General features: G+C 70.3%; 33 protein-coding genes. 19 read left to right on the plus strand and 14 right to left on the minus strand.

The window, feature by feature from the left end:
• The first annotated feature begins 14 nt into the window (after positions 1 to 14).
• Entirely contained in the window at positions 15 to 572 is a 558-nt protein-coding gene (locus ORI60_RS18330; RefSeq protein ID WP_266038684.1) for a hypothetical protein, read from the plus strand.
• On the opposite strand, the gene ORI60_RS18335 is transcribed toward ORI60_RS18330, so the two are convergent.
• Positions 569 to 1,987, minus strand: coding sequence for a carboxylesterase/lipase family protein (locus ORI60_RS18335; RefSeq protein ID WP_266038685.1), 1,419 nt, complete (start codon positions 1,985 to 1,987; stop codon positions 569 to 571). The genes ORI60_RS18330 and ORI60_RS18335 overlap by 4 nt on opposite strands.
• A gap of 68 nt (positions 1,988 to 2,055) precedes the next feature.
• Positions 2,056 to 2,622: a TetR/AcrR family transcriptional regulator gene (locus tag ORI60_RS18340; RefSeq protein WP_266038686.1), complete on the minus strand. Its 567-nt coding sequence runs from the start codon at positions 2,620 to 2,622 to the stop codon at positions 2,056 to 2,058.
• Between the two features lie 57 nt (positions 2,623 to 2,679).
• On the opposite strand from ORI60_RS18340, the gene ORI60_RS18345 reads away from it, so the two are divergent.
• Complete coding sequence (locus ORI60_RS18345) at positions 2,680 to 3,045, plus strand: hypothetical protein (protein ID WP_266038687.1); 366 nt, start codon at positions 2,680 to 2,682, stop codon at positions 3,043 to 3,045.
• 19 nt (positions 3,046 to 3,064) lie between these two features.
• On the opposite strand, the gene ORI60_RS18350 is transcribed toward ORI60_RS18345, so the two are convergent.
• Positions 3,065 to 4,096 carry an NAD(P)-dependent alcohol dehydrogenase gene (locus tag ORI60_RS18350; RefSeq protein WP_266038688.1) on the minus strand — a complete coding sequence of 344 codons (1,032 nt, stop codon included), beginning with the start codon at positions 4,094 to 4,096 and terminating at the stop codon, positions 3,065 to 3,067.
• Positions 4,097 to 4,186: 90 nt separating this feature from the next.
• Between ORI60_RS18350 and ORI60_RS18355 the strand changes: the two genes are divergently transcribed.
• The 6 genes from ORI60_RS18355 (at position 4,187) to ORI60_RS18380 (ending at position 7,334) form a co-directional block, all read left to right on the plus strand.
• Positions 4,187 to 4,774, plus strand: a complete 588-nt coding sequence (locus ORI60_RS18355; RefSeq protein ID WP_266038690.1) for a TetR family transcriptional regulator — start codon at positions 4,187 to 4,189, stop codon at positions 4,772 to 4,774.
• A 170-nt stretch (positions 4,775 to 4,944) separates the two neighbouring features.
• Entirely contained in the window at positions 4,945 to 5,409 is a 465-nt protein-coding gene (locus ORI60_RS18360) for an SRPBCC domain-containing protein (RefSeq protein WP_266038692.1), read from the plus strand.
• Positions 5,406 to 5,768 carry an ArsR/SmtB family transcription factor gene (locus ORI60_RS18365; RefSeq protein WP_266038693.1) on the plus strand — a complete coding sequence of 121 codons (363 nt, stop codon included), beginning with the start codon at positions 5,406 to 5,408 and terminating at the stop codon, positions 5,766 to 5,768. The genes ORI60_RS18360 and ORI60_RS18365 overlap by 4 nt, the downstream gene beginning before the upstream one ends.
• Complete coding sequence (locus tag ORI60_RS18370; RefSeq protein ID WP_266038695.1) at positions 5,765 to 6,226, plus strand: SRPBCC family protein; 462 nt, start codon at positions 5,765 to 5,767, stop codon at positions 6,224 to 6,226. Before ORI60_RS18365 ends, ORI60_RS18370 begins: the two co-directional genes overlap by 4 nt.
• 23 nt (positions 6,227 to 6,249) lie before the next feature.
• On the plus strand, positions 6,250 to 7,011 hold the full coding sequence (locus ORI60_RS18375) for an isocitrate lyase/PEP mutase family protein (protein ID WP_266038696.1): 762 nt from the start codon (positions 6,250 to 6,252) through the stop codon (positions 7,009 to 7,011).
• Between the two features lie 146 nt (positions 7,012 to 7,157).
• Positions 7,158 to 7,334, plus strand: coding sequence for a hypothetical protein (locus tag ORI60_RS18380; protein ID WP_266038697.1), 177 nt, complete (start codon positions 7,158 to 7,160; stop codon positions 7,332 to 7,334).
• A gap of 3 nt (positions 7,335 to 7,337) precedes the next feature.
• Here the strand turns inward: ORI60_RS18380 and ORI60_RS18385 are convergent, their stop codons facing one another.
• Entirely contained in the window at positions 7,338 to 7,829 is a 492-nt protein-coding gene (locus ORI60_RS18385) for an FBP domain-containing protein (protein ID WP_266038699.1), read from the minus strand.
• 67 nt (positions 7,830 to 7,896) lie between these two features.
• On the opposite strand from ORI60_RS18385, the gene ORI60_RS18390 reads away from it, so the two are divergent.
• Positions 7,897 to 8,460: a TetR/AcrR family transcriptional regulator gene (locus ORI60_RS18390; RefSeq protein WP_266038700.1), complete on the plus strand. Its 564-nt coding sequence runs from the start codon at positions 7,897 to 7,899 to the stop codon at positions 8,458 to 8,460.
• Here the strand turns inward: ORI60_RS18390 and ORI60_RS18395 are convergent.
• The gene (locus ORI60_RS18395) at positions 8,411 to 8,809 is read right to left on the minus strand and encodes a VOC family protein (protein ID WP_266038702.1); all 399 of its coding nucleotides are present in this window, start codon (positions 8,807 to 8,809) and stop codon (positions 8,411 to 8,413) included. The genes ORI60_RS18390 and ORI60_RS18395 overlap by 50 nt on opposite strands.
• Before the next feature lie 62 nt (positions 8,810 to 8,871).
• On the opposite strand from ORI60_RS18395, the gene ORI60_RS18400 reads away from it, so the two are divergent.
• Positions 8,872 to 9,843: a helix-turn-helix transcriptional regulator gene (locus tag ORI60_RS18400; protein WP_266038703.1), complete on the plus strand. Its 972-nt coding sequence runs from the start codon at positions 8,872 to 8,874 to the stop codon at positions 9,841 to 9,843.
• Positions 9,844 to 10,100: 257 nt separating this feature from the next.
• Positions 10,101 to 10,844: a M15 family metallopeptidase gene (locus ORI60_RS18405; RefSeq protein ID WP_266038704.1), complete on the plus strand. Its 744-nt coding sequence runs from the start codon at positions 10,101 to 10,103 to the stop codon at positions 10,842 to 10,844.
• Between the two features lie 2 nt (positions 10,845 to 10,846).
• On the opposite strand, the gene ORI60_RS18410 is transcribed toward ORI60_RS18405, so the two are convergent.
• Complete coding sequence (locus ORI60_RS18410) at positions 10,847 to 12,040, minus strand: FAD-dependent monooxygenase (protein WP_266038705.1); 1,194 nt, start codon at positions 12,038 to 12,040, stop codon at positions 10,847 to 10,849.
• A gap of 60 nt (positions 12,041 to 12,100) precedes the next feature.
• On the opposite strand from ORI60_RS18410, the gene ORI60_RS18415 reads away from it, so the two are divergent.
• Positions 12,101 to 12,595 (plus strand): MarR family winged helix-turn-helix transcriptional regulator, encoded by a 495-nt coding sequence (locus ORI60_RS18415; protein ID WP_266038706.1) that lies wholly within the window; start codon positions 12,101 to 12,103, stop codon positions 12,593 to 12,595.
• 9 nt (positions 12,596 to 12,604) lie between these two features.
• On the opposite strand, the gene ORI60_RS18420 is transcribed toward ORI60_RS18415, so the two are convergent.
• Positions 12,605 to 13,042, minus strand: a complete 438-nt coding sequence (locus ORI60_RS18420; protein WP_266038708.1) for an Lrp/AsnC family transcriptional regulator — start codon at positions 13,040 to 13,042, stop codon at positions 12,605 to 12,607.
• A gap of 103 nt (positions 13,043 to 13,145) precedes the next feature.
• On the opposite strand from ORI60_RS18420, the gene ORI60_RS18425 reads away from it, so the two are divergent.
• Positions 13,146 to 14,417: an ArgE/DapE family deacylase gene (locus ORI60_RS18425; RefSeq protein ID WP_266038709.1), complete on the plus strand. Its 1,272-nt coding sequence runs from the start codon at positions 13,146 to 13,148 to the stop codon at positions 14,415 to 14,417.
• On the opposite strand, the gene pip is transcribed toward ORI60_RS18425, so the two are convergent.
• Both pip and ORI60_RS18435 read right to left on the minus strand, forming a co-directional pair.
• Positions 14,402 to 15,382 carry a prolyl aminopeptidase gene (gene pip, locus ORI60_RS18430; RefSeq protein WP_266038710.1) on the minus strand — a complete coding sequence of 327 codons (981 nt, stop codon included), beginning with the start codon at positions 15,380 to 15,382 and terminating at the stop codon, positions 14,402 to 14,404. The two genes, ORI60_RS18425 and pip, sit on opposite strands and share 16 nt — an antisense overlap.
• A gap of 44 nt (positions 15,383 to 15,426) precedes the next feature.
• Positions 15,427 to 16,608, minus strand: a complete 1,182-nt coding sequence (locus ORI60_RS18435; RefSeq protein WP_266038711.1) for a hypothetical protein — start codon at positions 16,606 to 16,608, stop codon at positions 15,427 to 15,429.
• Positions 16,609 to 16,826: 218 nt separating this feature from the next.
• Here ORI60_RS18435 and ORI60_RS18440 point away from each other — a divergent pair, with 218 nt between their 5' ends.
• Positions 16,827 to 17,198: a hypothetical protein gene (locus ORI60_RS18440; protein WP_266038712.1), complete on the plus strand. Its 372-nt coding sequence runs from the start codon at positions 16,827 to 16,829 to the stop codon at positions 17,196 to 17,198.
• Between the two features lie 188 nt (positions 17,199 to 17,386).
• On the plus strand, positions 17,387 to 18,562 hold the full coding sequence (locus ORI60_RS18445; protein ID WP_266038713.1) for a hypothetical protein: 1,176 nt from the start codon (positions 17,387 to 17,389) through the stop codon (positions 18,560 to 18,562).
• On the opposite strand, the gene def is transcribed toward ORI60_RS18445, so the two are convergent.
• Positions 18,502 to 19,080 (minus strand): peptide deformylase, encoded by a 579-nt coding sequence (def, locus tag ORI60_RS18450; RefSeq protein ID WP_266038714.1) that lies wholly within the window; start codon positions 19,078 to 19,080, stop codon positions 18,502 to 18,504. The two genes, ORI60_RS18445 and def, sit on opposite strands and share 61 nt — an antisense overlap.
• Before the next feature lie 48 nt (positions 19,081 to 19,128).
• On the opposite strand from def, the gene ORI60_RS18455 reads away from it, so the two are divergent.
• The 3 genes from ORI60_RS18455 to ORI60_RS18465 are packed head-to-tail and all read left to right on the plus strand — an operon-like array spanning position 19,129 to position 21,352.
• Positions 19,129 to 19,533 (plus strand): winged helix-turn-helix domain-containing protein, encoded by a 405-nt coding sequence (locus ORI60_RS18455; RefSeq protein WP_266038715.1) that lies wholly within the window; start codon positions 19,129 to 19,131, stop codon positions 19,531 to 19,533.
• Positions 19,534 to 19,539: 6 nt separating this feature from the next.
• A complete protein-coding gene (locus ORI60_RS18460; RefSeq protein ID WP_266038717.1) occupies positions 19,540 to 20,328 on the plus strand; it encodes a pentapeptide repeat-containing protein in 789 nt (262 codons plus the stop codon).
• A gap of 13 nt (positions 20,329 to 20,341) precedes the next feature.
• Positions 20,342 to 21,352 carry an agmatine deiminase family protein gene (locus tag ORI60_RS18465; protein WP_266038719.1) on the plus strand — a complete coding sequence of 337 codons (1,011 nt, stop codon included), beginning with the start codon at positions 20,342 to 20,344 and terminating at the stop codon, positions 21,350 to 21,352.
• A 74-nt stretch (positions 21,353 to 21,426) separates the two neighbouring features.
• On the opposite strand, the gene ORI60_RS18470 is transcribed toward ORI60_RS18465, so the two are convergent.
• From ORI60_RS18470 to ORI60_RS18480, 3 genes are all read right to left on the minus strand, one after another.
• Positions 21,427 to 22,191 (minus strand): alpha/beta fold hydrolase, encoded by a 765-nt coding sequence (locus ORI60_RS18470; RefSeq protein ID WP_266038720.1) that lies wholly within the window; start codon positions 22,189 to 22,191, stop codon positions 21,427 to 21,429.
• Between the two features lie 82 nt (positions 22,192 to 22,273).
• A complete protein-coding gene (locus tag ORI60_RS18475; RefSeq protein WP_266038722.1) occupies positions 22,274 to 22,744 on the minus strand; it encodes a hypothetical protein in 471 nt (156 codons plus the stop codon).
• 40 nt (positions 22,745 to 22,784) lie between these two features.
• Positions 22,785 to 23,318: a TetR/AcrR family transcriptional regulator gene (locus ORI60_RS18480; protein WP_266038723.1), complete on the minus strand. Its 534-nt coding sequence runs from the start codon at positions 23,316 to 23,318 to the stop codon at positions 22,785 to 22,787.
• Positions 23,319 to 23,403: 85 nt separating this feature from the next.
• Here ORI60_RS18480 and ORI60_RS18485 point away from each other — a divergent pair, with 85 nt between their 5' ends.
• Positions 23,404 to 24,609, plus strand: coding sequence for an FAD-dependent monooxygenase (locus tag ORI60_RS18485; protein WP_266038724.1), 1,206 nt, complete (start codon positions 23,404 to 23,406; stop codon positions 24,607 to 24,609).
• A gap of 11 nt (positions 24,610 to 24,620) precedes the next feature.
• On the opposite strand, the gene ORI60_RS18490 is transcribed toward ORI60_RS18485, so the two are convergent.
• On the minus strand, positions 24,621 to 26,279 hold the full coding sequence (locus tag ORI60_RS18490; RefSeq protein WP_266038725.1) for a M14 family metallopeptidase: 1,659 nt from the start codon (positions 26,277 to 26,279) through the stop codon (positions 24,621 to 24,623).
• Positions 26,280 to 26,320: the final 41 nt, after the last annotated feature.

The following is a 26,320-nucleotide window of genomic DNA, read 5'->3' on the forward strand; positions in this document are numbered from 1 at the left end:
CTAGGCTCGCGCACATGGGGGAGAAGCTGCACGAATCGGACAGGCTCGTGATCGCCGGCCAGCCGGTGCCGGAGGAACTGGCGCCGCTCGACAAGACAGCGGGCGGATGCATTCCCGGTCTACTGCACGCCTACCTGCCGTTGAGCCCCGGCGCGCAGGCCGAGGTGCGCGCACTCGTGCGGTCCGTTCCTCAGCGGAACCGCACGAGTCCCGAGAACATCCTGGCCAGGATCGACGGCGAAGGCCCCGGCCCGCTCGTGTTGGGCCTGCTGCGCAACCGGAACATGAACCAGGCCGCCGTCGCCAAGTCGGTCTACGTGGTGACCACGGGCCGCCGCTTCTGGGCGGCCTCCACCTACGCGAGGATCGGCCACGGCCTCAAGGAACTCACGCCTGATCTGCTCGGCGATCTCTCCGCCCTGCTCGACGTCCCCACCGCCGATCTTGCGACGCTGACCGGAATCATGCCGGACCCCGCCCCGGCGGACGTGGGCGACCTCGTCTGGGACGCTCGGCGCCTCACCCGTGACCAGATCGAACACATCACCGAGTCCGCCAAGTCGCTCGCCTAGTTCCAGAACGCCAGCCGGTGCTCGGCCGCGTAGTCGACGGGCCCGATCGCGCCCGGAGCCAGTGACTGCACGTACTGCCCCTCCGAGAACCGCGGCCACCCCGGCGTCCCGGTGCGGGCGAAGTCCGTCCACGCCTTGATCATGTGGTCGGACAGGCCGCGGTCCTTGGTGAAGTCCCCGTCGGGGAACAGGTAGTCGATGTCCGACGAGTGGTTCGCGCCGTGCAGCTCTTTCGGCAGCTCGGGGTTCGTGGCCGCGTTGCGGTCCGCGAACTCGAACGCGTAGACGGGCGCCTTCTTCGCGTAGAGCGTGTTCTGCCGGAACGTCGCACGCGCCCACACGCGGTCTGTCAGCAGCGTCGCCCACGCCTGTTTCGGCGAGGCGAACGCGCTGGCCGGGTACTCGCGCTCGATCTCGGCCGCGCGGTCGGGGAACGCCTCCCGCACGAGCCGTGAGTAGTCCTCGGCGGACATCGGGTCCGGCCGGAACAGGCCGACGAAGCTGTTGTGCTCGTCGCGCGTCGCGCCGGCCAGGATCGGCACGTCGGCGAACTCACCCGACTCCAGCGACTCGGCCGGGAGCCGCGGCAGGACTGAACCGCCGTAGCCGGTGGACTGGAAGATGTTCATGATCTGCGGGTAGGCCAGCAGCTTCTCCACTGGCAGCCGCCGCAGGCACTCGACGTCCGCGCAGCCCAGTTCGGAGCTGATCATCGCGCCGATCTCCTGGATCTCCGGCACCGGCCGCCACGCGAGCGACGGCAACGCCTCCAGGTCCGGGAACCAGGCGCCGCGAGGGACGTCGACCAGCGTGAACGAGCTGTGCATGATCGCCTTGTGGAACAGCGGCCGCTGACCGATCAGGTGGGCGCCGACCGCGGTCGCGCCGAACGACACCCCGAACAGCGTCACGTTGCCCGGATCTCCGCCGAAAGCGGTGATCGTGCGTTGGACCCACTCCAACGCCGCGCGCTGGTCCAGCAGCCCGAACTCGCCGGAGTGCTCCAGGCCCGGAAGCCCGAACCCGCCGAACACGCCCATGCGGTAGTTGAACGTCACCACGACGACATCGCCCTGCCGGGCAAGGCGTTCCGCGTCGAAGTAGTGCCCGGCGCCGATCGCGCCGTCGCCGTGCACCCACACCAGCACGGGCTTGCGGCCGGTGGTCGACGGCGTCGTGACGTTGGCGAACAGGCAGTCCTCGTTCGTGCTCTTCGTTTCCGAGTAGCTGGACCCGACCTGCGGACACGGACTGCCAGGCTCGAAGGCCTCCCGCACCCCGCTCCAGGCCGCGGCGCGCACCGGCGGCTTCCACCGCTCCGCCACGGCGTACGGGACTCCCTGGAACCGCAGGTGCCCGTCGCGCTGTTCCCCCTTCAGCAGTCCGGCGTCGGTCATGACCACGTCCGACGGCATGGCTTCCCCCTTTCCGCATGCGCTGAGCAGCAGCAATACGGCGACCAACAACGTGCCCCGACGCATGATCAACCCCCTGTGGCCAGGTCGACGGCCGCGACCAACTCCCGTTCGCAGACGTCGAGATCGAGTGACCCGGACCGCAGCACGACGCCGTTGCGCATCGCGAGGACGAACACCGCCATCACGTCCGGGTCGAACACGCGGAACTCGCCGGCCTGCTGGCCCTGCCTGAGCAGGTCGGCGAGCGCCACGTGATCGGAGTCGGCGATGCCCCCGTCCGTCACCGCCGCGTGTGCCCTGATCCGCAGGAACGCCACCATGTCCGCGCGGTGCTCGCGCAGGAACGCGATGTTGGCGACCAGGAACGCCCGCAGCTCCTCGCGAGCGCTCGCCTGGCCCATCCGCGCACGCACGAATCCTTGGAAGCGCTCCAAGATGTTCGCGAACACGACGTCGACGAGCTCCTGCTTGTTCCTGAAGTGGTACGAGATCAGCCCTGTGCTGCTCAGCCCCGCACGCGCCGCGATGGCCTTGAACGACGTCTCCGCGTAGTCCAGCTCCGCGATCGTGGCGATCGCCGCCGCCACGATCTGCGCCCGCCGAGCCTGCTCGGTCACGGACTTTGCTCGCATGAGCAAAAGTTAGCACGCCTGAGCAAAACCAGGTGCGCTCGTCGTTAGGATCGGCTTGTGACCAGGAGATCTCCGCAGGAGAAGAAGGCGCTGAGCTACGCCAGGGACGCCCGCAACTCTTACGGACAGAACGACAAGGCCTCCCGCAAGGCCATCGCCAGGCGCAAGCGCGTCAACGCGCGGGCGGACCGGCGACGCGAGCACGTGGTGCTCGTGCAGGCCCTTCCCGATGACATCGACTCCGAGCTCAAGCGCGAACGTCTCCCGTCGAGGCGCTGGCGCAAGTTCGCGGACGCACCACTCGCCGACGTCGTGGCCGGCAAGCTGCGGTGGCGAGCCGCCGCAGGCATCATCGACGAGGACCACGCGGAAGTGAAGATCTCCAACATGCCCCGGGTCAGTCGCCGGACGCCCTGGAAGTGACCAGCGCTGCCACGGCACGTCAGTCCAGGTCGGACAGGTCGAGGACGAACCGGTACCGCACGTCGCCGCGGTCGAGCTGGTCGAGGGCCTCGCCGACGCGGGCGGACGGCAGGACCTCGACGTCGGCGGTGATGCCGCGGGTGGCGCAGAACTCCAGCATGGCGGCGGTGGCGGGAAGACCGCCGCTGCCACCGGAGCTCAGCTTCTTGCGGCCGAGGAGCAGGTCCATCGTCTCGACGGTGACGCCGCCGAGGTAGCCGACCTGGCTGAGCGTCCCGTCGACGGCCACCAGGCGCAGGTAGGGGCCGAGGTCGTGGGGGACCGGGATGGTGTCGATGAGGACGTCGAACCTGTCGCGGGCCGCCTCGGTGCTGTCCGGGTCGCTGGAGACGACGACGTCACGGGCGCCGAGCCGGATCGCGTCGCTCGCGCGGTCGGCCGACCGGCTCACGACCGACACCTCCGCACCCAGCGCGGCGGCGAACTTGACCGCGAGGTGCCCCAGCCCGCCCAGGCCGGCCACCGCCACGCGCGTTCCGGGACCCACTCCCAGGGCGCGCAACGGCTCCCACACCGTGATCCCCGCGCACAGCAACGGCGCCGCGGCGGCCGGGTCCAGCCCGGACGGCAGGGGATGGGCGAACCGGTCGCGGACCACGTACTCGCGGGAGAAACCGCCCAGCGTCGTCGTCCCGTCGTGGCGGTCTGTCCCGCCGTAGGTGAGCGTCGGGAACTCGCGGCAGAAGTTCTCCTGGCCCGCCGCGCACATCGAGCAGACGCCGCAGGAGTCGACGATGTTGCCGACCGCGACCGGATCGCCGACCCGGAAGGCGGTCACGTCGGGACCGACGTCCACGACCACGCCGGTGAACTCGTGACCCGGCACGAGCGCGTGCTCGCCGTTGTGGGCGCGCAGCGAGTGCAGGTCGGTGTGGCAGACCCCGCAGAAGTCGACGCGCACCGCGATGTCGTCGCGCCGCAGGTCACGGCGGGACAGCTCCACGCGCTGCAACGTGTCTCCGTCGGCCTGCCAGCCGGTGGTGCTCCGCATGATTCCCCTTAAACAGACTGTTCGGTCTATTTTAGAGTAGGCAGAGACGTCGGAAAAGTAAACCGACTGGTCTGTCGATACAGTGCTTCCATGTCCGACCAGCAGCTGACCGCCCGTGGCGCGGCCACGCGGCAACGCATCATCGACGTGGCCACCCGCGAGTTCGCCGAGCACGGCATCGCCGGAGCCCGCATCGAACGGGTCGTCGCCGCGGCGCGCACCAACAAGGCCCAGCTCTACGCCTACTTCGGCAACAAGGACGGGCTGTTCGACGCGATCTTCTTCGGCTCGCTGGAGCGGATCGTCAACGTCGTGCCCATCAACGCAGCCGACCTGGCCGACTGGGCCGTGCGCCTCTACGACGAGTACCTCGGGCGCCCCGAACTCATCCGGCTCGCGACCTGGGCCCGCCTCGAACGACGCCCCACCGGTCACCTGGTCGCCGACGTCGATCGCCTGGACCGGAGCAAGCTCCAGGCGATCGCCGAGGCGCAGCAGGCGGGGCTGGTCCGCGACGGCGACCCCTTCGACCTGATGGCCATGGTCATCGCCATGTCGATGGCGTGGTCCCCGGTCAGCAACGTGTACGCGGCCACGTCCGACGAGCCCGCCGAGACCCACGACCGCCGCCGGGACTTCCTGCGCGACAGCGTCCGCCGCGCCGTCGCGCCGGCCTAGACCGAGCAAGGAAGGCGTGAGCGACGTCGACCTCGCCAAGTTGCTGGGGCTGTTGCATGCCTGGCGACGTCGTTCCACCCACGGGTTGCGCAACTAAAGGTTGCGCTACATGGGTAAGCCGTTTAGGTTGAAGCGCAACCGATGGTTGCACTTCGAACGAGGAGAACGGCGTGGAACACGGAAGCATCGAACGCGAGCTGCGCATCGACGCCAGCCCTGAGGTGGTCTACGAGGTGGTCAGCTCTCCTGAGCACCTGCGCGAGTGGTGGCCCGACGAAGCCGAGCTCGACCCCGTACCCGGCGGCACCGGCACGATCACCTTCGGCGACCCGGCCTCTCCGGACGCGAAGGTCGAACACCTCACGGTCGTCGAGGCCGACCCGCCCCGCCGGTTCGCGTTCCGCTGGATCTACGACCGGGGCGCGTCGGCGGCGCCGGGCAACTCGCTGCTCGTCACGATCGACCTCGTGCCCTCCGGCGGCGGCACACTGCTGCGCTTCAAGGAGACCGGGTTCCGGGAGCGCGGCTGGGAGGCCGCCGTGCTGGAGCAGGCCTACGCCGATCACGTCCGGGGCTGGGACCACTTCCTGCCGCGTCTCGTCGCGCGTGCCGACAGCCTGGTCGCGCGGCCGTGAGCGCGGCGATCGACGACGACCTCTGGTCCGCGGTGGGCGATCCGACCCGCCGCCGGATGCTCGACCTGCTGCTGAGCGACGGGGGCGGCACCGCGACCACGCTGAGCGAGCGGCTCCCGGTCACCCGGCAGGCGGTCGCCAAGCATCTCGGCGTGCTCGACCGCGTCGGACTGGTGCACGCGATGCCGGCCGGACGCGAGCGCCGCTACGAGGTGGACGAGGCGCAGCTCGCCCGCGCGGTCGCCCAGCTGACCGCGGTCGGCACCACCTGGGACGCCCGGCTGCAGCGGATCAAGCGGATCGCCGAGCGGATCCAGCGCGGCACAGCGGATCGAGAGACAGGACCGGACCAGCCATGACGACGCAGGCGCCGCGCACCGAGCGCGGCTATTCCACCTCGTACACCGTCGAGCAGTCGCCGGACGAGGTCTACGCGGCCGTCCTGGACGTTCGTGCCTGGTGGACGGGCGAGGTCGAGGGACGCACCGACGAGGTGGGCGCCGAGTTCACCTATCGGCATCCTCCGCAGCACTACAGCCGTCAGCGCGTGACCGAGCTGACGCCGGGCCGCCGCGTGGTCTGGCAGGTCACGGACAGCCTCCTGTCCTTCGTCTCTGACCCGTCCGAGTGGACCGGCAGCGAGATCGTGTTCGACATCGTCCCCGCCGGCGGCGGTGCGGAGCTGAGGTTCACCCACGTCGGTCTGGTGCCAGACGTCGAGTGCTTCGGTGCGTGCTCCACGGCCTGGCTTCACTACGTCAACGGCAGTCTGCGCAGCCTGGTCACCACCGGAGAGGGCCTGCCGGATCCGTGGTGACGGCCGAGGAACAGGAGAACGTGATGTCCGATCTGGCCGCCAAGGCCGAGCTCCTGCGGTCGCTGCACGTCCCGGGCGACCCGCTCGTGCTGCCGAACGCCTGGGACGTCGGCAGCGCCCGCGCCGTCGTCGACGCGGGCTTCCCCGTGGTCGCGACGGCGAGCAACGCGATCGCCGCGGCGCTGGGCCACGACGACGGTGAGGGAGCGCCGAGGGAAGAGATGATGTTCGTCGCGGCGCGCATCGCGGCGTCGGTCGACGTTCCGGTGACGGTCGACGCCGAAGCCGGGTACGGACTCGCTCCGGGCGAGCTGGTCGAGCTGCTGACCGGGATCGGTGCCGTCGGCTGCAACGTCGAGGACACCGATCACGCGCACGGCGGCCTGGTGGACGCCGATGTGCGTGCCGCCTACATCGGGGAGATGCGCGCGGCCGCGAACCGGATCGGCGTGCCGTTGGTGATCAACGCGCGGGTCGACTCCTTCTTCCCCGCCTCGCCGTTCTCCGGGGACAAGAGGCTGACCGACGCCCTCGACCGGGCGCGGGCGTACTGGGAGGCCGGCGCGGACTGCGTGTTCGTGCCGGGAGCGGGACCCGAGGACGTTCGCGCGGTCGTCACCGAGGTCGGCGCCCCGGTGAACGCCGGACTGCCGTTGCGGGGCGGGTCGCTGGAGGCGCTGCGTGCGGCCGGGGTCGCCCGCGTGTCCGTGGGGCCGCAGCTCTACCGCAGCGCGCTCGCCCACCTGCGGGCTGACCTCGAGCAGCTCGGCGGGTCCGCGGTGTGACGAGCGATGTGCCGTCCAGGGGGCCTGGGCGGCACATCGCTCGATCTTCCCGACCCGCCGAAGGTCGGGATTCGCGAAATTGCCGCCCGTGAGCGCCGTCACAGGTGCATGCTGTGTGCACCAGCTCAACCCGAGGACTGATGACCATGACGAGTGCGACCGCGGGCTCCCGCCACAACTGGGAGACCGACCTGGAGCGCTACCGGATCAGGGCGGTCCAGGTGCTCGACACGCACCTGCCCGCGACAACCGGCTGCACCGAGTGCGGCGACCCGTGGCCCTGTGCCCGCGCGTGTTCCGCGGAGCTGGTGCTCGAGCTCTGAGACCTACGAGTTCACCCGGTCCAGGAACGCGTTGATCCCGGACACCATCCGTTCGACCTGGTCGTCGAGCGTGATCGATTCGTGGAACCGCGAGCCCGGTCCCGCGCTCTTCTTGCCACGCAGGTACAGCGAGCACGCCAGATCGGCGCAGACGTAGACGCCGACCGAGTTGCCCAGCTGTCCCGACTTGCCGGCCTTGCGCGCGCTCATCAACGACACGCCGTCGCCGGAATGCGTGGTCAGGCACCACGCGCACATCGTCTTGCGCGCCCGCCCGGCCTGCGCCGCCCTGCGCAACGCGATGCCGGTGAGCCGTCCGTCCAGCTCGATCACGAGGTACGAGCGGTCGGGTGCGGCCGGGTCGGTCCAGCCGAGGAAGTCGAGGTCGTCCCACGGCCGCTCGCCCAGATCCTTGGGTACGTGCATGCGCTTCGCCTCGCCCTTGGTGGAATTGACGAAGGACGCGCGGATCTCGTGTTCGGTCAGCGGCTTCATGACCACGGACGCTAGGCTTACCTAGAGGTCCTAGGCAAATTATTAAGGACCCTAGGAAGGGTGACGGATGGCACGTGCGGGGCTCACGGCCGACCGCCTGACACAGGCGGCGGCGGACCTGGCGGACGAGGTCGGCTTCGAGAACGTGACGGTGTCCGCCTTGGCCCGGCACTTCGGGGTGAAGGACGCCTCGCTCTACTCGCACATCCGCAACGCCCAGGACCTGCGGGTCCGCCTGGCCGTCCTCGCGCTCGCGGAGCTCGTGGACCGCGTGGCGGAGTCGATCGGCGGCCGTGCGGGCAAGGACGCCCTGGTCGCGTTCGCCTCCGCCTACCGCCGCTACGCCCACGAGCACCCCGGCCGCTACGCGGCGATGCAGATGGCACTCGACCCGGACACGGCCGCCGACAGCGCCCTGAAGCACGCCGACATGACCCGCGCGGTCCTGCGGGGCTACGAGCTGTGGGAACCAGAACTGACCGATGCCGCGCGGCTGGTGCACAGCACGTTGCACGGGTTCGTCTCGCTCGAACGCTCCGGGGCGTTCCACAGCCAGCCGCGCGGGGTCGAGGCGTCGTGGCTCAGAGCGCTGGACGCGCTGGACTCGGTGCTGCGAGCGTGGCCCTCCTGAAGAAGTTGACCAGGTTGCCGTCGGGGTCGCGGACCAGCAACGACCGGTTGCCCCACGGCATCGTGGTGGGTTCCTGGACGACCTCGGCGCCGGTCAGCTCCGCGTGCACGCTGTCCACGTCGCCGACCTCGAACTCGATGATGACGCTGCGGTTGGCACTCGGCTCGGCCGACCCGGCGGCGAACAGCGCCACGGTGCGGACGCTGCCGATCGCGAGGGTGGCGGACGAGGTCCTGACCTCAGCGAAGTCCTCACTGGCCCAGATCGCCCGCACTCCCGTCGCTCGTTCGTAGAAGCCCGCGAGGCGGGCGACGTCGGCGGTGATGACACGGATGGATGCGAAGTTCATGACCGCACGCTAGGAGCGATACCGGACAGAATCCGCCCGGTATGTGCGCGAGAATTTCGGCCATGGCCCGGCCGATCGCACGCGTGCTGTCACTGTTGGAGCTCCTCCAATCCGGAGGTGTCCGGACGGTGGCGGAGCTCGCCTCGCGGCTTGAAGTCGACGAACGCACCGTGCGCCGGTACGTCGGCCACCTGCTCGACCTCGACATCCCGGTCGAGTCCGTGCGCGGACGCCACGGCGGCTACCGGCTCGCTCCCGGGTACCGGATGCCGCCGTTGATGCTCAGCGACGACGAGGCGCTGGCGGTGCTGATCGGCCTGGTCACGGGCCTGATGACCGGCACGGCGAGCGAGACGGCGGCGGCGAAGGTCCGCCGGGTGCTGCCCGCCCGGCTCGCCGGCAGGCTCGACTCCCTGCTCGGCTCGCTCGCCTTCACCAGCCAGCCCGGTTCGCCGGCCGTCCCGGAGGCTTCGGTCCTGCTCGCACTCGCCGACGCGGTGACCCACCACCGGCCTGTGGCCATCCGCTACACCGCCGCTGATGGCCGGCACAGCGAACGCACGCTGCACCCGTACGGGCTCGTCGCGCACTCGGGCCGGTGGTACGTGACCGGTGCCGATCCCGCGATCGGCGAGGACCGGACGTTCCGGCTCGACCGCATGGCCGCGGCCAGGACGCTGCCCGGCTCGTTCGAGCCGCCCGGTGATCTCGATCCCGCGCAGCGGGTTCTGACCGGACTTGCCACCGCTCCGCACCGGCACGAGGTGACGGTGCGCATCCAGGGCACCGTCGCGCAGATCCGTACCCGGCTTCCTGCGAGCGTCGCTGTGGTGGAGCCTCTCGACGACGACTGGTCGCGGGTCGAACTGCGGGTGGAACGGCTCGACTGGCTGCCCGGTGTGCTCGCGTCGCTGGACCTGCCGTTCGTGGTCGAGAGGCCGGACGAGCTGCGCGGTCTCGTCGCGGCACTCGCCGAGCGACTCCTGAAGTCGGTTGTTCGCGGTGCAGGTGACGGCCTGGCCTCGCGGGCATGATCGACAGAATCGAGTCCGTGCTCCACGAGTGACCCCGGCGCACCGGCCGGCGCCTCGTGCGGCACGGTCACGACCGGGACATTCGCACCGTCGGCCTGCTCTCCAACTACTTCGCTCCGATGGCGGCTCGCGCGCTGCACCGCCGCCGTCACGGAACCGAGGCGATGACCTGGCCCGGCACGTCGCCTCGCCGAGTCGCTGCGGAAGGTTCCGCTGACCGGCCTCGACACTTCAACCGCGGTCGCAGCGCTGCTTGGATGAGATCCATGCGAGCCCTGCTGCTGTCCGCGCTCCTGATCCTGTCGTTCGCCCACCCCGCCCACGCCACCAGCGGGTTCGTCGTGCTGAGCGACGTCGACCCGACCATCCGGCACGACATCCGCTACTACACCGAGCACAACTTCGTCGGCACCCGCATCGACGGCTACCGCGCGCCCCTGTGCATCCTCACCAAGCAGGCCGCGAAGGCGTTGCGCGGTGTGCAGCGCGAGATGCTGCGGCAGGGGTACACGCTCAAGGTCTACGACTGCTACCGCCCGCAACGCGCCGTCGACCACTTCGTGCGCTGGGCCCGTGACCTCGCCGACCAGCGGATGAAGACCGAGTTCTACCCGCGGGTCGACAAGACGCGGTTGTTCGAGGACGGGTACATCGCGGAGAAGTCCGGGCACAGCCGCGGGTCCACGCTCGACCTGACGATCGTGAAGCTGCCTCCGCGGTACCAGCGGCCGTACGTGCCGGGGGAGCGGCTGGTGCACTGCGACGCGCCAGACCGCTTCCCCGACAACACCGTGGACATGGCCACCGGCTACGACTGCTTCGACACGCTGTCGCACACCGACGACCCGCGCGTGACCGGTCAGGCGCGGGAGAACCGTCAGCTGCTGAAGGCGGCGATGGCGCGGGCCGGGTTCCGCAACCTGCCCGAGGAGTGGTGGCACTTCACGCTCAACGACGAGCCGTTCCCGGACACCTACTTCAACTTCCCCGTGACGCGCTGACCTCAGGAATGCGCTGCCCCGATGGGTGGCAGGGCTCTGGTCGTGTCGGCGACCTGGGTGAGCTTCGCCGTCAGGGGAGACAACAGCGACGAGGTGATGGCCTTGTCGACGAGGCGGCGCAGCGTCAGTCCGAGGCGGGTGCGGGGGTAGGCGAACGGCACGAGCCAGCGCGGGAAGTTCTGGACGTCGTCGACGAGCGGCCTCATCCACTTCTCGTAGGCCGCGAGTCCGTCCTGGTACCGGTCCGCGGTGGTGGACAGGCACGCTGCCAGGACGTATCCGCTGATCAGCGCGAGTGAGGCGCCGCCTCCGCCCATCGGGGTCACGCACCAACCGGCGTCACCGGCCAGGACCACCCGTCCGCGGTGCCACACGGGCATGCGGATCTGGGTGAGCTGGTCGACGTAGACGTCCGCGGAGGTGTCGAAGCCGTCGAGCACGCGACCGGCTTCCCACCCCGCGTCGGCGAAGCGTTCCCGGAACCTCGCGAGGGCGTCCGCGCGGTCGAGCCGGGTGAGGTCCGCGGCCTGGGCGTGGGCGAGCATGGCGCGGGTGGTGCCGTGGTTGTCGGGGCGGAGGTGGATCTGCCGGCCTCCGGTGGTGGTGTACCAGCGCCACCGGCTGTCGTCGGAGGCCGTGCGGGGGATCGTGCCGAAGACCATGGCGATGCCGAGGTCGCGGCGTTCGACCAGGTCGCCGAAGAGCCGGTCACGGGTGGCCGAGCGGACTCCCTCGGCGACGACCAGCAGGTCGGCGCTCAGCACGCGTCCCGAGGCGGTGGTGACGGTGACCGCGTCGGCGTCGTCGGCCACCTCGGTGATGGTGTCGCCGTAGGTGATCTCGACGCCGTCCGGCAGGTGGTCGAGGATCATGCGGGCGAAGTCGCCGCGCAGCACCTCGAGCTCGGCGGTGGCGCCGTCCGGGCCGTCGGAGGGCAGCTCGGCGAGCACCCTGCCCTGCTCGTCCACGAAGACCGTGCCCGTCTCCGTGGTGTTCTGCGCCTTGACCGCCTCGGTCAGCCCCATGCGGGCGAGCACCTCGCGGGCGACGCCGCGGACGTCGACGTTCTGCCCGCCGTCGCGGAACGCCTCGGCTCGTTCCAGCACGGTCACCCGCCAGCCCGTGCGCCGCAGCCAGAAAGCGGCCGAGAGGCCCGCGATGCTCGCACCGGAGACCACCGCGTGTCGTTCAACCATCAGGAACTCCCCTGTCCGTGTAGCTTTGCACCAAAGCTACTTTGAGACAAAGGCACCTGCATGACAGACACCGACCCGCTGACCGCGGACTGGACGCCGGCGCAGATCGCGGTGATGCACCGCCTGCGCGACTGGGTGGTCGACTTCGGTGAGCTCAACCAGCACCTCGCCACCTGGATGGGACTGCCGGGAGCCGACGCCAACGCCCTGGGCCAGATCATCTGGGCGGCCGAGGCGGACACCCCGCTCTCCCCGGCCCAGCTGTCCCGTCAGATCGGCATGACCACGGGCGCGACCGCCATCCTGCTCAACCGCCTGGAGGCCGCCGGCCACGTCCGCCGCACGCGGGAAAGCGCCGACCGCCGTCGCGTCACTCTCCGCCCCACACCGGCCGCCCGCGATCGTGCCCGCCAGTTCCTCGGCCTCGCCGGCGCCGAGATCGCGCACGTCCTGCGCACGACGCCGCCGGCCGAACTCAGCGCCGTCGCGACGTTCCTGGAGAGGATGACCGCGGCCGCCGACGAGGCGAACCTGCGTCTGGGCCGGAGCAGCTGACACCGCGAGCTACAGACGGGGCCGGGTCAACAGCCGTGACAGCACGATCGCGCTCTCGGTGCGGTCCACGGGAGCGGTCGACCGCACGCGCTGGATGGCCTGTTCCAGGTGCGGGATGTCCCTGGCCAGCATGTAGAGCATCGCGTCGGCGGCACCGGAGACGGTGCACGCCTCGATGACCTCGGGGATGTCCTCGAGCGCCTTGCTCAGCTGCGCCGGGGTGGGGTTGCCCTTGCAGTAGATCTCGACGAACGCCTCGGTGTGCCACGCCATCGCCTGCGGATCCACCAGCGCGCTGAAGCCGCGGATCGCTCCGGTGGCGACCAGCCGGTCGAGGCGTCTCTTCGCGGCGGACGGGGACAGCCCGGCCGCCTTGCCGATCTCGGCGTAGGTGGCACGGGCGTCGCGCAGCACGCACCGGATGATCGCTTCGTCGATGGAGTCCATGCCAAATATTCGTCGTGGCGGTCTGATCTTTGCAAAGAATTCAGGCTTAGATGCCGCTTCTGATGATTGTTGGCGCCCTCGTACCGAACCTAATCTCCGGCTCGTGACCATCAACGATGTCGAGGCGGCGGCGCTGGCCGCGGTGGACGAGGCCGCGATCGGCCGGCTCCTGCTGGACCTGCTCGCGGTGCCGAGCGTGACGGGCAGTGCCGCGGAGTCCGACCTGCAGCACGTGCTCGCGGGGCACCTGGAACGGTTGGACCTGGACGTCGATCTCTGGTCGATGGACCTTCCCGAACTCCGTGCGCACCCCGACTTCCCCGGCGGCGAGGCGCCGCGCACGGAGGCATGGGGACTGGTGGGCACCACACCTTCAACGGGCGACGGGCCGACGTTGATCCTGCAGGGCCACGTCGACGTCGTCCCGCCCGGCGACCTGGCGCAGTGGCAGGGCGATCCCTTCCACCCGCGTGTCGAGGGAGACGTCGTGCACGGCCGCGGAGCGTGCGACATGAAGGCCGGTGTGGTGGCGATCCTCGCCACGCTGGCCGCGATCCGCGCGGCCGACGTGACCCCGCGAGGCCGGGTGTCCGTGCACTTCGTCGTCAGCGAGGAGGACGGCGGGCTCGGAGCGTTCGGCACGCTGCGGCGCGGCCACACCGGCGACGCCTGCATCATCACCGAACCGACCGGTGGCGCGCTCATGGTCGCCAACGGCGGCGCGCTGACGTTCCGCATCGAGGTCCCCGGCCAGGCCACGCACGGCAGCACCCGGTACGCCGGGGTCAGCGCCATCGACGCCTACCTGCCGATCCACGCCGCGCTCGCCCGCCTGGAGGCCCGCCGCAACGCCGGCGTCGATCCGCTCATGGCCGCCTACACCGTCGCGTACCCGCTGTCGGTCGGGACCCTGCAGGCCGGCGACTGGGCGAGCAGCGTGCCGGATCTGCTGGTGGCCGAGGGACGGCTGGGCGTGGCGCTGGGGGAGGACCCGGCCCAGGCGCGCGCGGACCTCGAAGCGTGCGTGGCCGAGGCCTGCGCGTCGGATCCGTGGCTGCGGGCCCATCCCGCCACCGTGACGTGGCCCGGCGGCCAGTTCGCCAGCGGCCGGTTACCTGCCGGCCATCCGCTCGCGGCCCTGGTCGGCGACGCGCACGCGGACGTCACCCGTACGGCCCGCCCCGCCGAGCAGGGCGCGCCGTACGGCAGCGACCTGCGCCTGTACGCGGGCGCCGGGATCCCCACGCTGCAGTACGGGCCCGGTGACGTGCGGCTCGCGCACGGCCCGCAGGAACAGGTGTCCGTCAGCGAGGTCGTCACCGTCACCCAGGCCCTCGTGCTGGCCACTCTGCGGACGGTCTACCCGATGCTCTGACCTCGGGCGAAGCGGTCGGTGGCGGCGATGATCGCCGCGCTCATGCTGCCGCCGCCGTGTCCGGTGTCGTCGAGGACCACGAGCTCGCTGCCGGGCCAGGCCCGGTGCAGGGCCCAAGCCGTGCCGAGGGGAGTGCTGACGTCGTAACGCCCGTGGATCAGCACGGCGGGAATGCCGTGCAACCGTTCGATGTCACGCAGCAGCTGCCGTTCTTCCAGGAAGCAGCCGTGGGACCAGTAGTGGGTCACCAGGCGGGCGAAGGTCAGCTGGAACTCCGGCTCGGCGACCGACAGGAACGGCTCCGCGTCGGGAGCCAGCGACATGTGCGTGTCCTCCCACAGGCACCACCCGTACGCGGCCTTGGCGCGGACCTCCGCGTCGGGGTCGTGCAGCAGCCGGCTGTAGGCGGCCGCCAGGTCACCGTCGCGCTCGGCGGAGGGCACGGCGTCCCGGAACCGGTCCCACTCTCGCGGGAAGACGCGCCCCATGTCGCGGGTGATCCAGTCGGTGTCGCGGCGGTCGCCGTCGGTCACGGCCGCGAGCACCAGTTCGGTCACCCGCTCCGGGTGTGCCTGCGCGTAGGCGAGAGCGAGCGTGACACCCCACGAGCCGCCCTCGACCAGCCAGCGCTCGATCCCCAGGTGGACCCGCAGCGCCTCGATGTCGGCGATGAGGTGCTGGGTGGTGTTCGCCGACAGGTCGACGACGGGATCGGCCGCGGACGGGATGCTGCGCCCGGCGTTGCGCTGGTCGAACAGGACCACGCGGTAGCGCTCCGGGTCGAACAGGCCCCGCATCCTCGGCGAGCTCCCCGATCCGGGCCCGCCGTGCAATGCGACGGCCGGCTTGCCGTCGGGGTTGCCGACGACCTCCCAGTACAGCGAATGACCGTCGCCGACCTCCAGCACGCCTGACTCGTACGGCTCGCTCAGCGGGTAACGGCCGTCTTCGGATGTGCTCGTCATGCGGGCATGATCGCGCACCGGTTGGCGACGCGGACGGCCCGATGTCACCGGATGCGCCACATGACCGCGCGTCCGTAGCCCGTCGCGGGAATGCTGGAGAAGCCCACGATCACACCGTGGTTGTTCACGCCTGTTGCCGAGCTCCACGTACTGCCCGGCAACGCCTCCAGCTCGTGGATGCGGTTGTTCCGATCCCAGTACACCGCGCGCGTAGAGGCTCCCGGCGCTTCCGCGTCACCGATGACCAGACCGCGGTCGTTCATGCCGCGGACGAAGCTGGATGTGCTGCCCGGCAGCACCCCCAGGTCGACGGCCCGGCCGCGGTCATCCCAACGGGTGCCGTGCCAGACCGGATCGGGACCGAAGAACGCGGTACCCGCGAGGTCGCCGCGCGCGTTCGTCGCTTCAAGGGCGCTGGCGGTCGCGTTCGGCGGCAGGTCGAGTGCCGAGATCCGTCCGTGCCGGTCCCAGCGCACGGCGAGGCGGTCCTGCGGCGTGGGACCCGTGGCCGTGCCCGCGATGCGGCCGTCGTTCGTGATGCTCTGCGGGAACGTGCTCCAGCCCTGCAAGCGCGCCAGTTCCGCACTGACACCCCGGCGATTCCACATGACCGGCTGTGTGTCGCCGGGAGCGAGATCGGCGACCCCGACGACGACTCCGGCGTCGTTGATGTCGGCGGGTGCGCTGCCGGTTGCGCCGGCGGGGATGCCGAGGTCGGTGATCCGCCCGCGGCTGTCCCACCGCACGGCGTGCGTCCTGCCGTCAGAGCCGACGCTCGTGCCGATGTAGGTGCCCGTCGCGTTGCGTCCCAGGACTTCGGTGGAGCCGTTGCCGAGAGACGGGAACTCGGTGATGTGGCCGGCTCGGTCCCACCGCACGGCGTGCGCGGTGTAGTTCTCGTCGCGGGCCGTGCCGATGACGACACCGTCGTCGAAGATCTTCCAGGCGAGTGTCTCGGTCGCACCGGGCAGGCCGGGAAGGACAACGACGGCTCCACGGCGGTCCCACTTCACCGACCGCCACGTGCGGTCCGCGAACCCGACCGTGCCGATGATCGTTCCTTCGTCGTTGACAGCCAACGCCCCGCTGCCGGTGGCTCCGGGCGGAAGCGACAGTTCGACCAGGCGCGCGCCGGCTGCGTTCGCACTGCCGACGACGCTTGCGGACAGCATGATCACCGCCGCCGCTGTCCGGCCACACCGCGTGCGCAGCAGTCTCCACCGCATGCTGTTCACACTCCTCTCGGCTCCATCGTTTCGCACCGAACGATGATTCCGCTGCCGTGCAGGAGCTTCCAGAGCCATAGGTCCCCACTACCGACAGCGCCCCCGGTCCTCGCCGCCCCGGTGAACCCGTGCCCTTGGTCCCCGTCACGGGGAGCCCTGAGCACCTGCCCGCTGCCCGATCGCCGGTGAAGAGTGGGCCGTGGAAGGAGGTGAGATCGATGAGGCTCGGAGTGAAGGACGTTGTCGCGACGGTTCTCGTCGCGCTCATCGCGATTCCGTACATCGGTTACTTGGTCAACGGCGAGATGCCGTTCGTCAAGGACCCGAGGGGGATGGCCGCGGTCGGGCTCGTGCTCGGCGTCGCCGCCTTCCTCGTGGTGCGGTGGGGAGACGCGCTCGACCGTGTCGGCATGGCCGAGACGGGGCTGGCGGTTCTGGTGCTGGCGTTGGGCGTCGTGACCCTGTTCCTGGCCGAGACCGCGGCCGCGGAGGTTCTGCTGGCGGTGTTCATGGGTTCGATCCTGCTGATGTTGGCGGTCGAACTCGTTGACCACGCCGGTGTCTTCCGGGGTGCGGTTTCGCACCGGTAGTCACCACCTGGTGCCGCGTTCCGCTGCGCGTGGCGGAACGCGGCACCGCGCATGCCAACGGAACTCCAAGACTCCCGAATCTGACCGCCGATAATGTTCACTTATCGGCGGTCAGAATTTTCCCGCCCATTGAGTAGCGTTGCGTTGGATAACGTTAGTGCACACGTAATTCTGCTACGATATCGCTCGTGGAGACGAGCTGTAACTTCCCCGGCTGCGAGCGGCCTGTTTTCCGAGGTGGCGGGCCTGGCAGGCCCTCGGAGTACTGCGATCTGCCCGAGCACACGCGCTGGCGGGCGTGGAGGGAGCGGCAGCGGCTGGCGGAAACCCCCGAGCAAAACCTGGAGGTCGTCACCGTGACGAATCTCCCGAGGGTCTCCGGTACCGCCAAGATCAGGGCTGAAGAGCTCCTCGACCGGTTTCGGGTGTTGTCGGAACAGATGACGCAGACCCTCGGCCGGGCCGTCGGCGAGCTGAACGCGATGGCGGACCCGAGTGTCGCCGAGAGCCTGGTCCAGGCCGCCGAAGCCGAGGCGGCGAGGCGGGTCGCGGAGGCCCGGGCGGAACTGGCGTCCGCCGAGCAGCGCCGGCACGAGGCCGAGCGCGCCCGCAAGGCCGCCGAGGAGACCACCGAGCAGGCGGTGCGGGCGGCGGAAGAAGCCGACGACGCCGTCGACACGGCGGTGACGGAACGGGACGAGGCCCGGCAGGCCGCACGCGACGCGGCCGCGCGGGCCGAGGCCGAGATCGCCGAGGTCAGGGTGCAGGCGGCGGCGCTGATCGAGGAGATCCGGGCCGAGGCGGAACAGGCCAAGGCCGACGCCGTGAAGCACGCCGAGCAGGCGCGGCGGCAGGCGGCCAAGGAGATCGAACAGGCGCACGCCGAAGCCCAGGCGGAGATTGCGCGAGCTCGGGCCGAGGCGCTGGCCGAGGTGGAACGTGCTCGCGCTGAGGCGCAGGCGGCGGTCGAACGGGCTGAGGCCGAGGCCGCTGCCGTGAAGCAGGCCGCTGAGCAGGCTCGCAGTGATGCCGCGGTGCAGGTGGAGCAGGCGCGGGCGGAGGCGGCGGAGACCGTCAGCCGGGCTGCGAAGGCTCGTGACCTGGCGGTGGTGCGGGCGGAACGCGCTGAGCAGACCGCCGCGGACGCACGGGCCGAGCTGGAGCGCTCACGCGGCGAGTTCGAGACGCGGTTCGCGCAGCTCAGGCAGGAGAGTGCTGAGCAGGTGGCAGCGGTGCGGCAGACGCTCGCGGTCGTGGAGGACGCGCGCGCTCAGACGTTGACCAGGGCCGAGCGCGCCGAGCGTCAGCTGGACGAGGCGGCGGAGGAGCTCCGGGCGGCGCGGCGGGCGAAGACCTCGTCCTGAGAGGCGGCCATCTCCCGCAGCGCGGACTTGCGTTCGCGCTGGGTCAGCCGGTCCAGGTAGAGCCTGCCGTGGAGGTGGTCGGTCTCGTGCTGCAGGCAGCGGGCGAAGTAGCCCCTGCCCTCGACGACGATGGGATTGCCGTCCTTGTCCAGGCCGCGCACGACGGCGCGGTCGGGACGGGCCACCACGCGGTACGGGCCCGGCACGGACAGGCAGCCCTCCGGTTCTTCGAGCAGCTTGCGCTGCTCGGCGGGAAGGTCGTCGAGCACGGGGTTGAGGATGTGGCCGGTGTGGCGGGTGCCCCACTCGTCGCTCATGTCCCACACGAACAGCTGCAGGTCGACGCCGACCTGGTTCGCGGCGATCGCGGCGCCTTCGGCGACGTGGTTGGTGGCGAACATGTCGTCGATGAGCCGGGTGAGCTCCGGCGTGCCGAACTCGGTGGCCTCGCGGCAGCGGCGGGTCAGGATCTCTTCGCCCACGACGGTGATGCGGCGCGGGGTGCCTCGGTCGGACATGCTTTGCAAAGTAGCAGTCTTTGCAAAGTTATCGGTAGGGTGCCGTCCATGTCTCGACGGCCGCTTCCGGACCACCCCGTGCGCATCGCGTTGCTCGACCTGCTGGCCGAGCACGGCACGCTGACCTCCACCCAGGCCGCCGCCCGGCTCGGGCAGAGCTCGGGGCTGTGCTCGTTCCACCTGCGCAAACTCGCCGAACTGGGTCTGATCGAGGAGGCGCCGCACCAGGGCGGCAAGGCCCGTCCGTGGCAGCTGCGGTGGGAGACCGAGGACGAGCCGGCGCCGGAGGAGTCGTTCAGCGCGCTCATCCACGTGACACCGGACGAGATGGCGGAGATCGGCGCGTCGATCCGGCGGCTGCTGTTCCGCTACCGAGACCGGGGCACGCGGCCGGCGAACGCGGTGGCCGTCACGGCGGAGATCCGGTTGCTCAACGGCGACCCAGTAGGCTGATCGGCGATGGACGAGCTGAAAGGCGACTGCGCCAACTGCTTCGGGTTGTGCTGCGTCGCGCTGCCGTTCGCGAGGTCGGCCGACTTCGCGGCCACCAAGGACGCGGGCACGCCGTGCAAGAACCTGCTGGCCGACCACCGGTGCGGCATCCACGACCAGCTGCGGCCGAAGGGCTACGCCGGCTGCACGGTCTACGACTGCTTCGGCGCGGGTCAGCGGGTGTCGCAGACGGTGTTCGCGGGCGTCGACTGGCGCACCGCCGGGCGGCAGCAGATGTTCGCGGTGTTCCCGGTGGTCAGGCAGCTGCACGAACTGCTCTGGTACCTCGCCGAGGCGGACCGCCTCGACCCGCACGACGACCTCGCGCATGCCTTCGCCGAGGTGGAGCGGAACACGGTCGCCTCGCCGGACGACATCCTGGCGCTCGACGTCGCCGAGATCCGGGCGAAGGTGAACGTCCTGCTGCTGCGCACCAGTGAACGGCTGCGGACCAGCGCGAAGTCGTACCGGGGTGCGGACCTGATCGGCGCACGGCTGCGCAACAAGAACCTGAGCAACGCGGACTTCCGCGGCGCGTACCTGATCGGCGCGGACCTCACGAACTCCGACCTGTCGCGGGCGGACATGATCGGCGCCGACCTGCGCGGTGCGGACTTGTCGGGCGCGGACCTGAGCACGTGCCTGTTCCTGACCCAGCCGCAGGTCAACGCCGCGCGGGGCAACGCGAAGACGAAGCTGCCCGCCTCCCTGTCGCGGCCCGCGCACTGGACGGCGCAGCCCGCCAAGCGCCGCTGACCCCTTCCACAGCATGAACAGGGACTCAGCCGTCGGTGGTATCGGGTCGTGGGTGATGCCCGAGGAGGGGCAGCCTCATCGCCGGACGTGGATGGCCTTCGCCGCCAGCGAGCGCATCTGGGGCCGTGACCTGCTCGGACGGGTACGGCGTGACCAGGCGACGATCGCGACCACGATCGCCCGGTTCGAGCCGGTGTCGATGCTGGTGCGGGCCGAGGACCTGGAACTGGCTCGGTCGCTGATGCCGGGTGTCGAACTGGTGGCCGCGGAGATCGACGACCTGTGGTTGCGCGACACCGGGCCGGTGTTCGTGCGCGGTGGAGGGGCGGTCGACTTCAACTTCTCCGGCTGGGGCGGCAAGCAGCAGCACCGCCGGGACGCGGAGGTCGCCGGGTTCGTCGCCGGTCTGGCCGGTGCCGAGCGGGTGCGCACGGACCTGGTGCTGGAGGGTGGTGCGCTGGAGGTCGACGGTGAGGGCACGGCGATCATCACCGAGAGCTGCGTGCTCAACGGCAACCGCAACCCCGGCTGGCGGAAGAGCGACGTCGAGCGGGAGCTCGCGCGGCTGCTCGGGATCAGGAAGGTGATCTGGCTGCCGGGCATCGCCGGGCGCGACATCACCGATGGTCACACCGACTTCTACGCGCGGTTCGCCGGGCCGGGCGTGGTGGTGGCGGGGCTCGACAACGACCCCGGGTCGTTCGACTACGCCGTGACGCGCCGTCACCTGGAGATCCTGCGGTCGGCCACCGATGCCGCGGGCAGGCCGTTGCGGGTCGAGGTGCTGGAGGGGCCGGAGACGACGCGGGTGCGTGACGAGGACTTCGCGGCCGGGTACGTCAACTTCTACGTGTGCAACGGTGCGGTCATCGGGCCGCAGTTCGGCGACCGGCGGGCCGACGCCGCGGCGAGGGTCACGATGGAGCGGCTGTTCCCTGGACGTGCGGTGGTGCAGATCGACATCGACGGCATCGCCTCGGGCGGTGGCGGCATCCACTGCACCACCCAGCAAGAACCGGAGTGAGGGCCGCCGAACGGCCCACCGCGTTCGCACCGGGTGCGTGAGCTGCTGGCCGGCGCGATCGTCCGCGAACTCGGCTAGACCGACAGCCGCTGCTGGGCGACGGCGCGCGCGAAGCCCTCGACGTTGTCGATCATGATGTTGTGGCCGGTGTTCGGCACGGAGACGAGCTGCACGCCGGAGGCGGCGAGTTCGCGGCCGCCGCTGGGCGGTGCGTCCTCGGGGTGCAGGAAGACCCGCGGGATCTCCAGTTCCAGCAACAGCTTGCGCATCGTGGGCGACGTGCCGCGGACCAGGTCGACGGCGCTGCGGTAGAGGGCTTCGCGGCCGGCCATGCGCATGGTGGCGGCCCAGTGCGGGCCGACGTCGCGCAGCACGCGGTCGAAGCCGTGGCTCAGGAAGTCCGCCTCGCCGTAGGCGGCGATGCCGCGGCTGCCGGGCGCGCCGAGCGCGGGCGTGGCGGGGTCGACGTGGGGGTCGACGAGCACGAGTGAGCGCACCATCTCGGGGTGGCGTGCGGCGAGCACGATGGCGACGGCGCCGCCCATGCTGTGGCCGATGATCTCGCTGCGGCGCAGCCCGATCTTCGCCAGGGCGACGGCGAGGGCGTCCGCGTGGCCTTCCAGCGAGTAGGCGAAGCCGGCGGGGCGGTCGCTGATGCCGAAGCCGAGCATGTCCATCATGAGGCTGCGGCGCCCGGCCAGCAGCGGGTGCGCGACGGCCTCGGCGTAGTAGGGAGCCGACGAGGCGCCCAGTCCGTGCAGGTAGACGCGTGCCGGTGTGGCACCCGGCACTTCGACCCAGCGGATCCGGACCCCAGGTCTGATCTCGACGGCGCGCATGTCTCTCCCGGCGGTTATTCGGTGTCCGGACCCTACCTCGCGCTCAGACGGGCCGAGCGCGGTTTCGAGAGTCCGTTCTCATCTAGTCGGCGAGCCGCGCGGACACCACTGCGAACAGCAGCGTCACGGCGGCGAAAACGAAGGTGTTGCTGAATCCTATGGCGGCGTGCAGAGGCCGTGATCTTGCTCCCTCGCACAGGTGCAGCTGCCAGTACCCGGCGCCGAGGCCGAAGATCAGCCAGGGCACCACCACCAGTGCCGGCGCGGGCTCGCCCAGCAGGCCGCTGATCACGAACGGCACGCTCGCGGTGATCACGCCGGTGGCGACGGCCATCGGCCACGGGTGCCCGGCCGGTTCGCCGGACACGCGGCCGGCGGCGGCCGCGACCACGGCCGCGAGCAGTGCGGCGGTGACCGGAACGGCGGGCAGCCAGGCTTCGAGGGAGCCGGTGACCGGCACGAGGGCGATCGCGATCAGCAGCACGGCGGTGGTCGGCGTCAGCGGCAGCACCCATGCACGGCGGAGGGGCACCGCGTGATGTTCGTCCTTCACGGCGTCCACCGACAGCGACCGAACGGCGGCTTTTGTGGAGCTATACGCCCAGGGCGGCGCGTGCGGCCGTCACGGTGGCCGCGCGCAGCTCCTCGACGGGGGTGTCGGGGAACTGCATGGTGCAGTCCTGCATGCCGCCGAACGCCAGCACCGCGCGCGCCTGTTGTTCCAGCGTCGCCTCGGGGCCGAACACGAGCCGGGTCAGGCGGGCGCGCCAGGACAGCACGACGTCGATCAGGCCCAGCTCCGCGAGCGTGGTCAGCTCGGTGAGCAGCAGCATCATGTCCTTGCGGTGGCGGTGGTGGAAGTCGAAGAAGCCCTCGATCAGCTCGACCGGTGACACGTCCTGGCGTTGCTCCATGCGCGTGAGGAACCCCTCGCCGTCGTCGAGCAGCGGGGTGACGATGCTGCGGACGAGGTCCTCGCGCGAGGCGAAGTGGTAGTAGAGCGCGGGTTTGGTGATGCCGAGGCGGTCGGCGATCTCCTGCAGGCTGGTCTGCTGCACGCCCTGGTGTGCGAACAGTTCCCGGGCGGTCTGCATGATCCGCTGCTTGGTGTCGCTCTGCCGTGCCACGGGAGGAATGTTACTTAACGATCGGTAAGTCGCGGTGCTACAGTCGGCCACATGACTTACCGACCGTTAAGTAAGGGGTTGTGACGTGCGGATACTCGTCTCCGGGGCCAGTATCGCCGGTCCTGTGCTCGCCTACTGGCTGACGCGGCACGGGCACGAGGTGACGGTGGTGGAACGGTCGCCGGCGCTGCGCAAGACCGGCGGGCACGCGGTCGACCTGTTCAAGCCGGCCATGGACATCTCCGAACGCATGGGCGTGCTGCCGCGCATCGAGGCGCTGGCGACCGGGACCACGCGGCTGAGCTACCTGCGCGAGGGCACGCGCAAGCCGATCAGCGCCGACGTGACGAAGTTGTTCGCGGCCGCGTCGGACCGGCACGTCGAGGTCATGCGCGACGACCTGAGCGAGATCTACTACGACGCCACGCGCGCGGACGTCGAGTACGTGTTCGGCGACTCGATCGCGTCCATCGGTGACGAGGTGGTCTTCGAGGTCGGTGCGCCGAGGCGGTTCGACCTGGTCATCGGCGCGGACGGGCTGCATTCGAACGTACGGCGGCTCGTGTTCGGCGAGGTCGGCAAGACGTTCGTGGGTGCGTATCTGGCGGTGTTGTCCGTGCCGCGGGATTTGGGTGTGCCGGGCGAGATGACCGGGCACATCGGGCCTGGGCGTTCCGCGGCTGTGTACGGCGCACGGCACCTGGACGACGCTCGCGCGGTGTTCCTGTTCCGCTCGCCCGAGCTCGCGTACCACCACCGGGACGTGGCGCGGCAGAAGGAGCTGCTGCGGCAGGCGTTCGCGGGGATGCACCGCGAGGTCGACTCGTGGCTGGAGCACCTGGACGGCGACGGGGCGTTCTACTTCGACTCGATCACCCAGCTGCGCGAGGACACGTGGTCGCGCGGGCGGGTGGCGCTGGTCGGGGACGCGGCCTACTGCCCCGGCCCGGCGATCGGCGGCAGCACGAGCCTCGCGGTGCTGGGGGCGTACGTGCTGGCGGGCGAGCTGTCCACCGGCGCGGACCACGAGGCGGCGTTCACGCGCTACGCGGACGAGATGCGCGACATCGTGCACACCAGCAGGGCGTTCGCGCTCGGCACCGCGAAGACGTTGATCCCGTCCACACGACTGGGCGTGTCGGCGCTCCTGAGAGGCGCACAGCTGCTCACGTCGCTGCCGTCGTGGCTGATCCGGCCGCTGGCCAAGCTCAACTCGAAGGGCGTGCGGATGCACGACTCGATGCGCGTGAAGGACTACGGGCGTCAGGGCACCGCGACCGCGGCGCCCTGACGCTCAGCCGGTCAGAACTGCAGGCTCCACTTGTCGAGGAACCCGGTGTCCTGGTTGGCGTTGTCGTTGACCCTCAGCTGCCAGGTGCCGTTGGCGACCTCGCTGGAGGCGTTGACGGTGTAGGTGGTGTTGATGTTGTCCGTGCCGCCGCCGGAGCGGTTGTGCAGGACGTAGACGGTGCCGTCCGGCGCCACCAGGTCCACCTTCAGGTCACCCTGGTAGGTGTGCTTGATGTCCACGGCGACCTTGAGCGTCGACGGGGCGTTGCCGGCCACCTCCGCCACCGCGATCGGGGAGTTGATCGTGGTGTTGTCGCGGATCTGGAAGTCCGCGGCGTTCTCGAAGTACTTGCCGGTGGGCGGCGGCGTGGTGCCGCAGTACTGCGCTTCCTTGCCGATGGCCTCGTACGGGCAGTCGGCGCGTTCCAGCAGCTGCAGCACGGCTTCCTTGTTGCGGGCGGTCTGCGCCGGGATCACCTCGTCGGGCGGGTAGAAGCCGCCACCGCCGGCGCTGCCGGGGTACATCTCGAAGGTGTAGGCGAAGATGCCCTGCGTGCCCCACAGCCAGTCGGGGATGGACCCGTCGGTGATGTAGAGGTCGCTGGACTGCTCGGGCGTGTAGTTGTTCGTCGCGGCCATCTGCTGGCCGATGGTGGCGAACGTGTCGCGCTGGTCCTGGGTCAGGCCCGGTGCGACGTCGTCGTAGGTCCAGCCCCACGGCCACAGGATGAGCTCGCTGTAGGTGTGGAAGTCGATGGACGCGCCGATCTGCTGCTTGCCACCGACGTTGCGGCTGCGCACGAAGTCGGCCACGACCTTCACCTCGGGCGCGGACTCCGCGCTCGGCCCGCGGTAGGTGTCGGAACCGGTGCTGCCGCTGGAACCGCCGCAGCAGCCCCACTTGTAGGCCCAGTTGCGGTTGAGGTCGGTGCCGACGTTGGCCGAGCCGGCGTTGGGCTGCCGGTTCTTGCGCCAGGACCGGTAGCTGCCGGTCGCGATGTCGTACTCGCCGCCGTCGGGGTTGACGTCCGGGATGATCCAGATCTCGCGGGTGTCCACGAGGCCCTTGATGCGCGCGTCGCTCGCGTACTGGGTCGTGAACTGGTTGATCAGGTACAGCGCCATCTCGACGGTGAGGTGCTCACGGGCGTGCTGGTGGTGCGTGAACAGCACCTCCGGCTCGGCCTCGTCGACACCGACGTTGTCGCTGATCTTGAGGGCGACGATGTCGCGGTTCTCGTAGGACTTGCCGATGACCTGCTTGCTGATCAGGTTCGGGTACGCCGCGACCGCGTTGTTGATCGCGGCCGTCATCTCGGCGTAGTTGTGGTAGTTCGAGTCGGCCGCGGGGAAGTCGAACGGGCCGATGGCCGAGTTCGCCTCCATCCGCTTGGGCAGCTCGGTGACCTCGAACCCCTGTGCCTTCAGGTTCTTGGCCTCGCGCTCCGTCGCGGTGATCACGACGATGCCGTGCTCCTCGATCGAGTCGATCGCGGCACCGGACTTGGCGAGCTTGGTGCGCTGTTCCACCGTGCGCACGTTGCTGACCTGGTAGTTCGTCGACAGCTCCTCGGCGCCGGGGGCCGCGCCGGTGGGCACGCCTCCCATGGCGAACACGACGCTCGCGGCGACGGTGACCCCGATCAGGGGTCTGAGATGGCTCTTTCGCATGCAGGGCAACCCTTTCGAACCACGGCAGGGACATGGCTTCC

The sequence above is a fragment of the Lentzea sp. NEAU-D7 genome, from assembly GCF_026242055.1.
Lineage (GTDB): Bacteria > Actinomycetota > Actinomycetes > Mycobacteriales > Pseudonocardiaceae > Lentzea.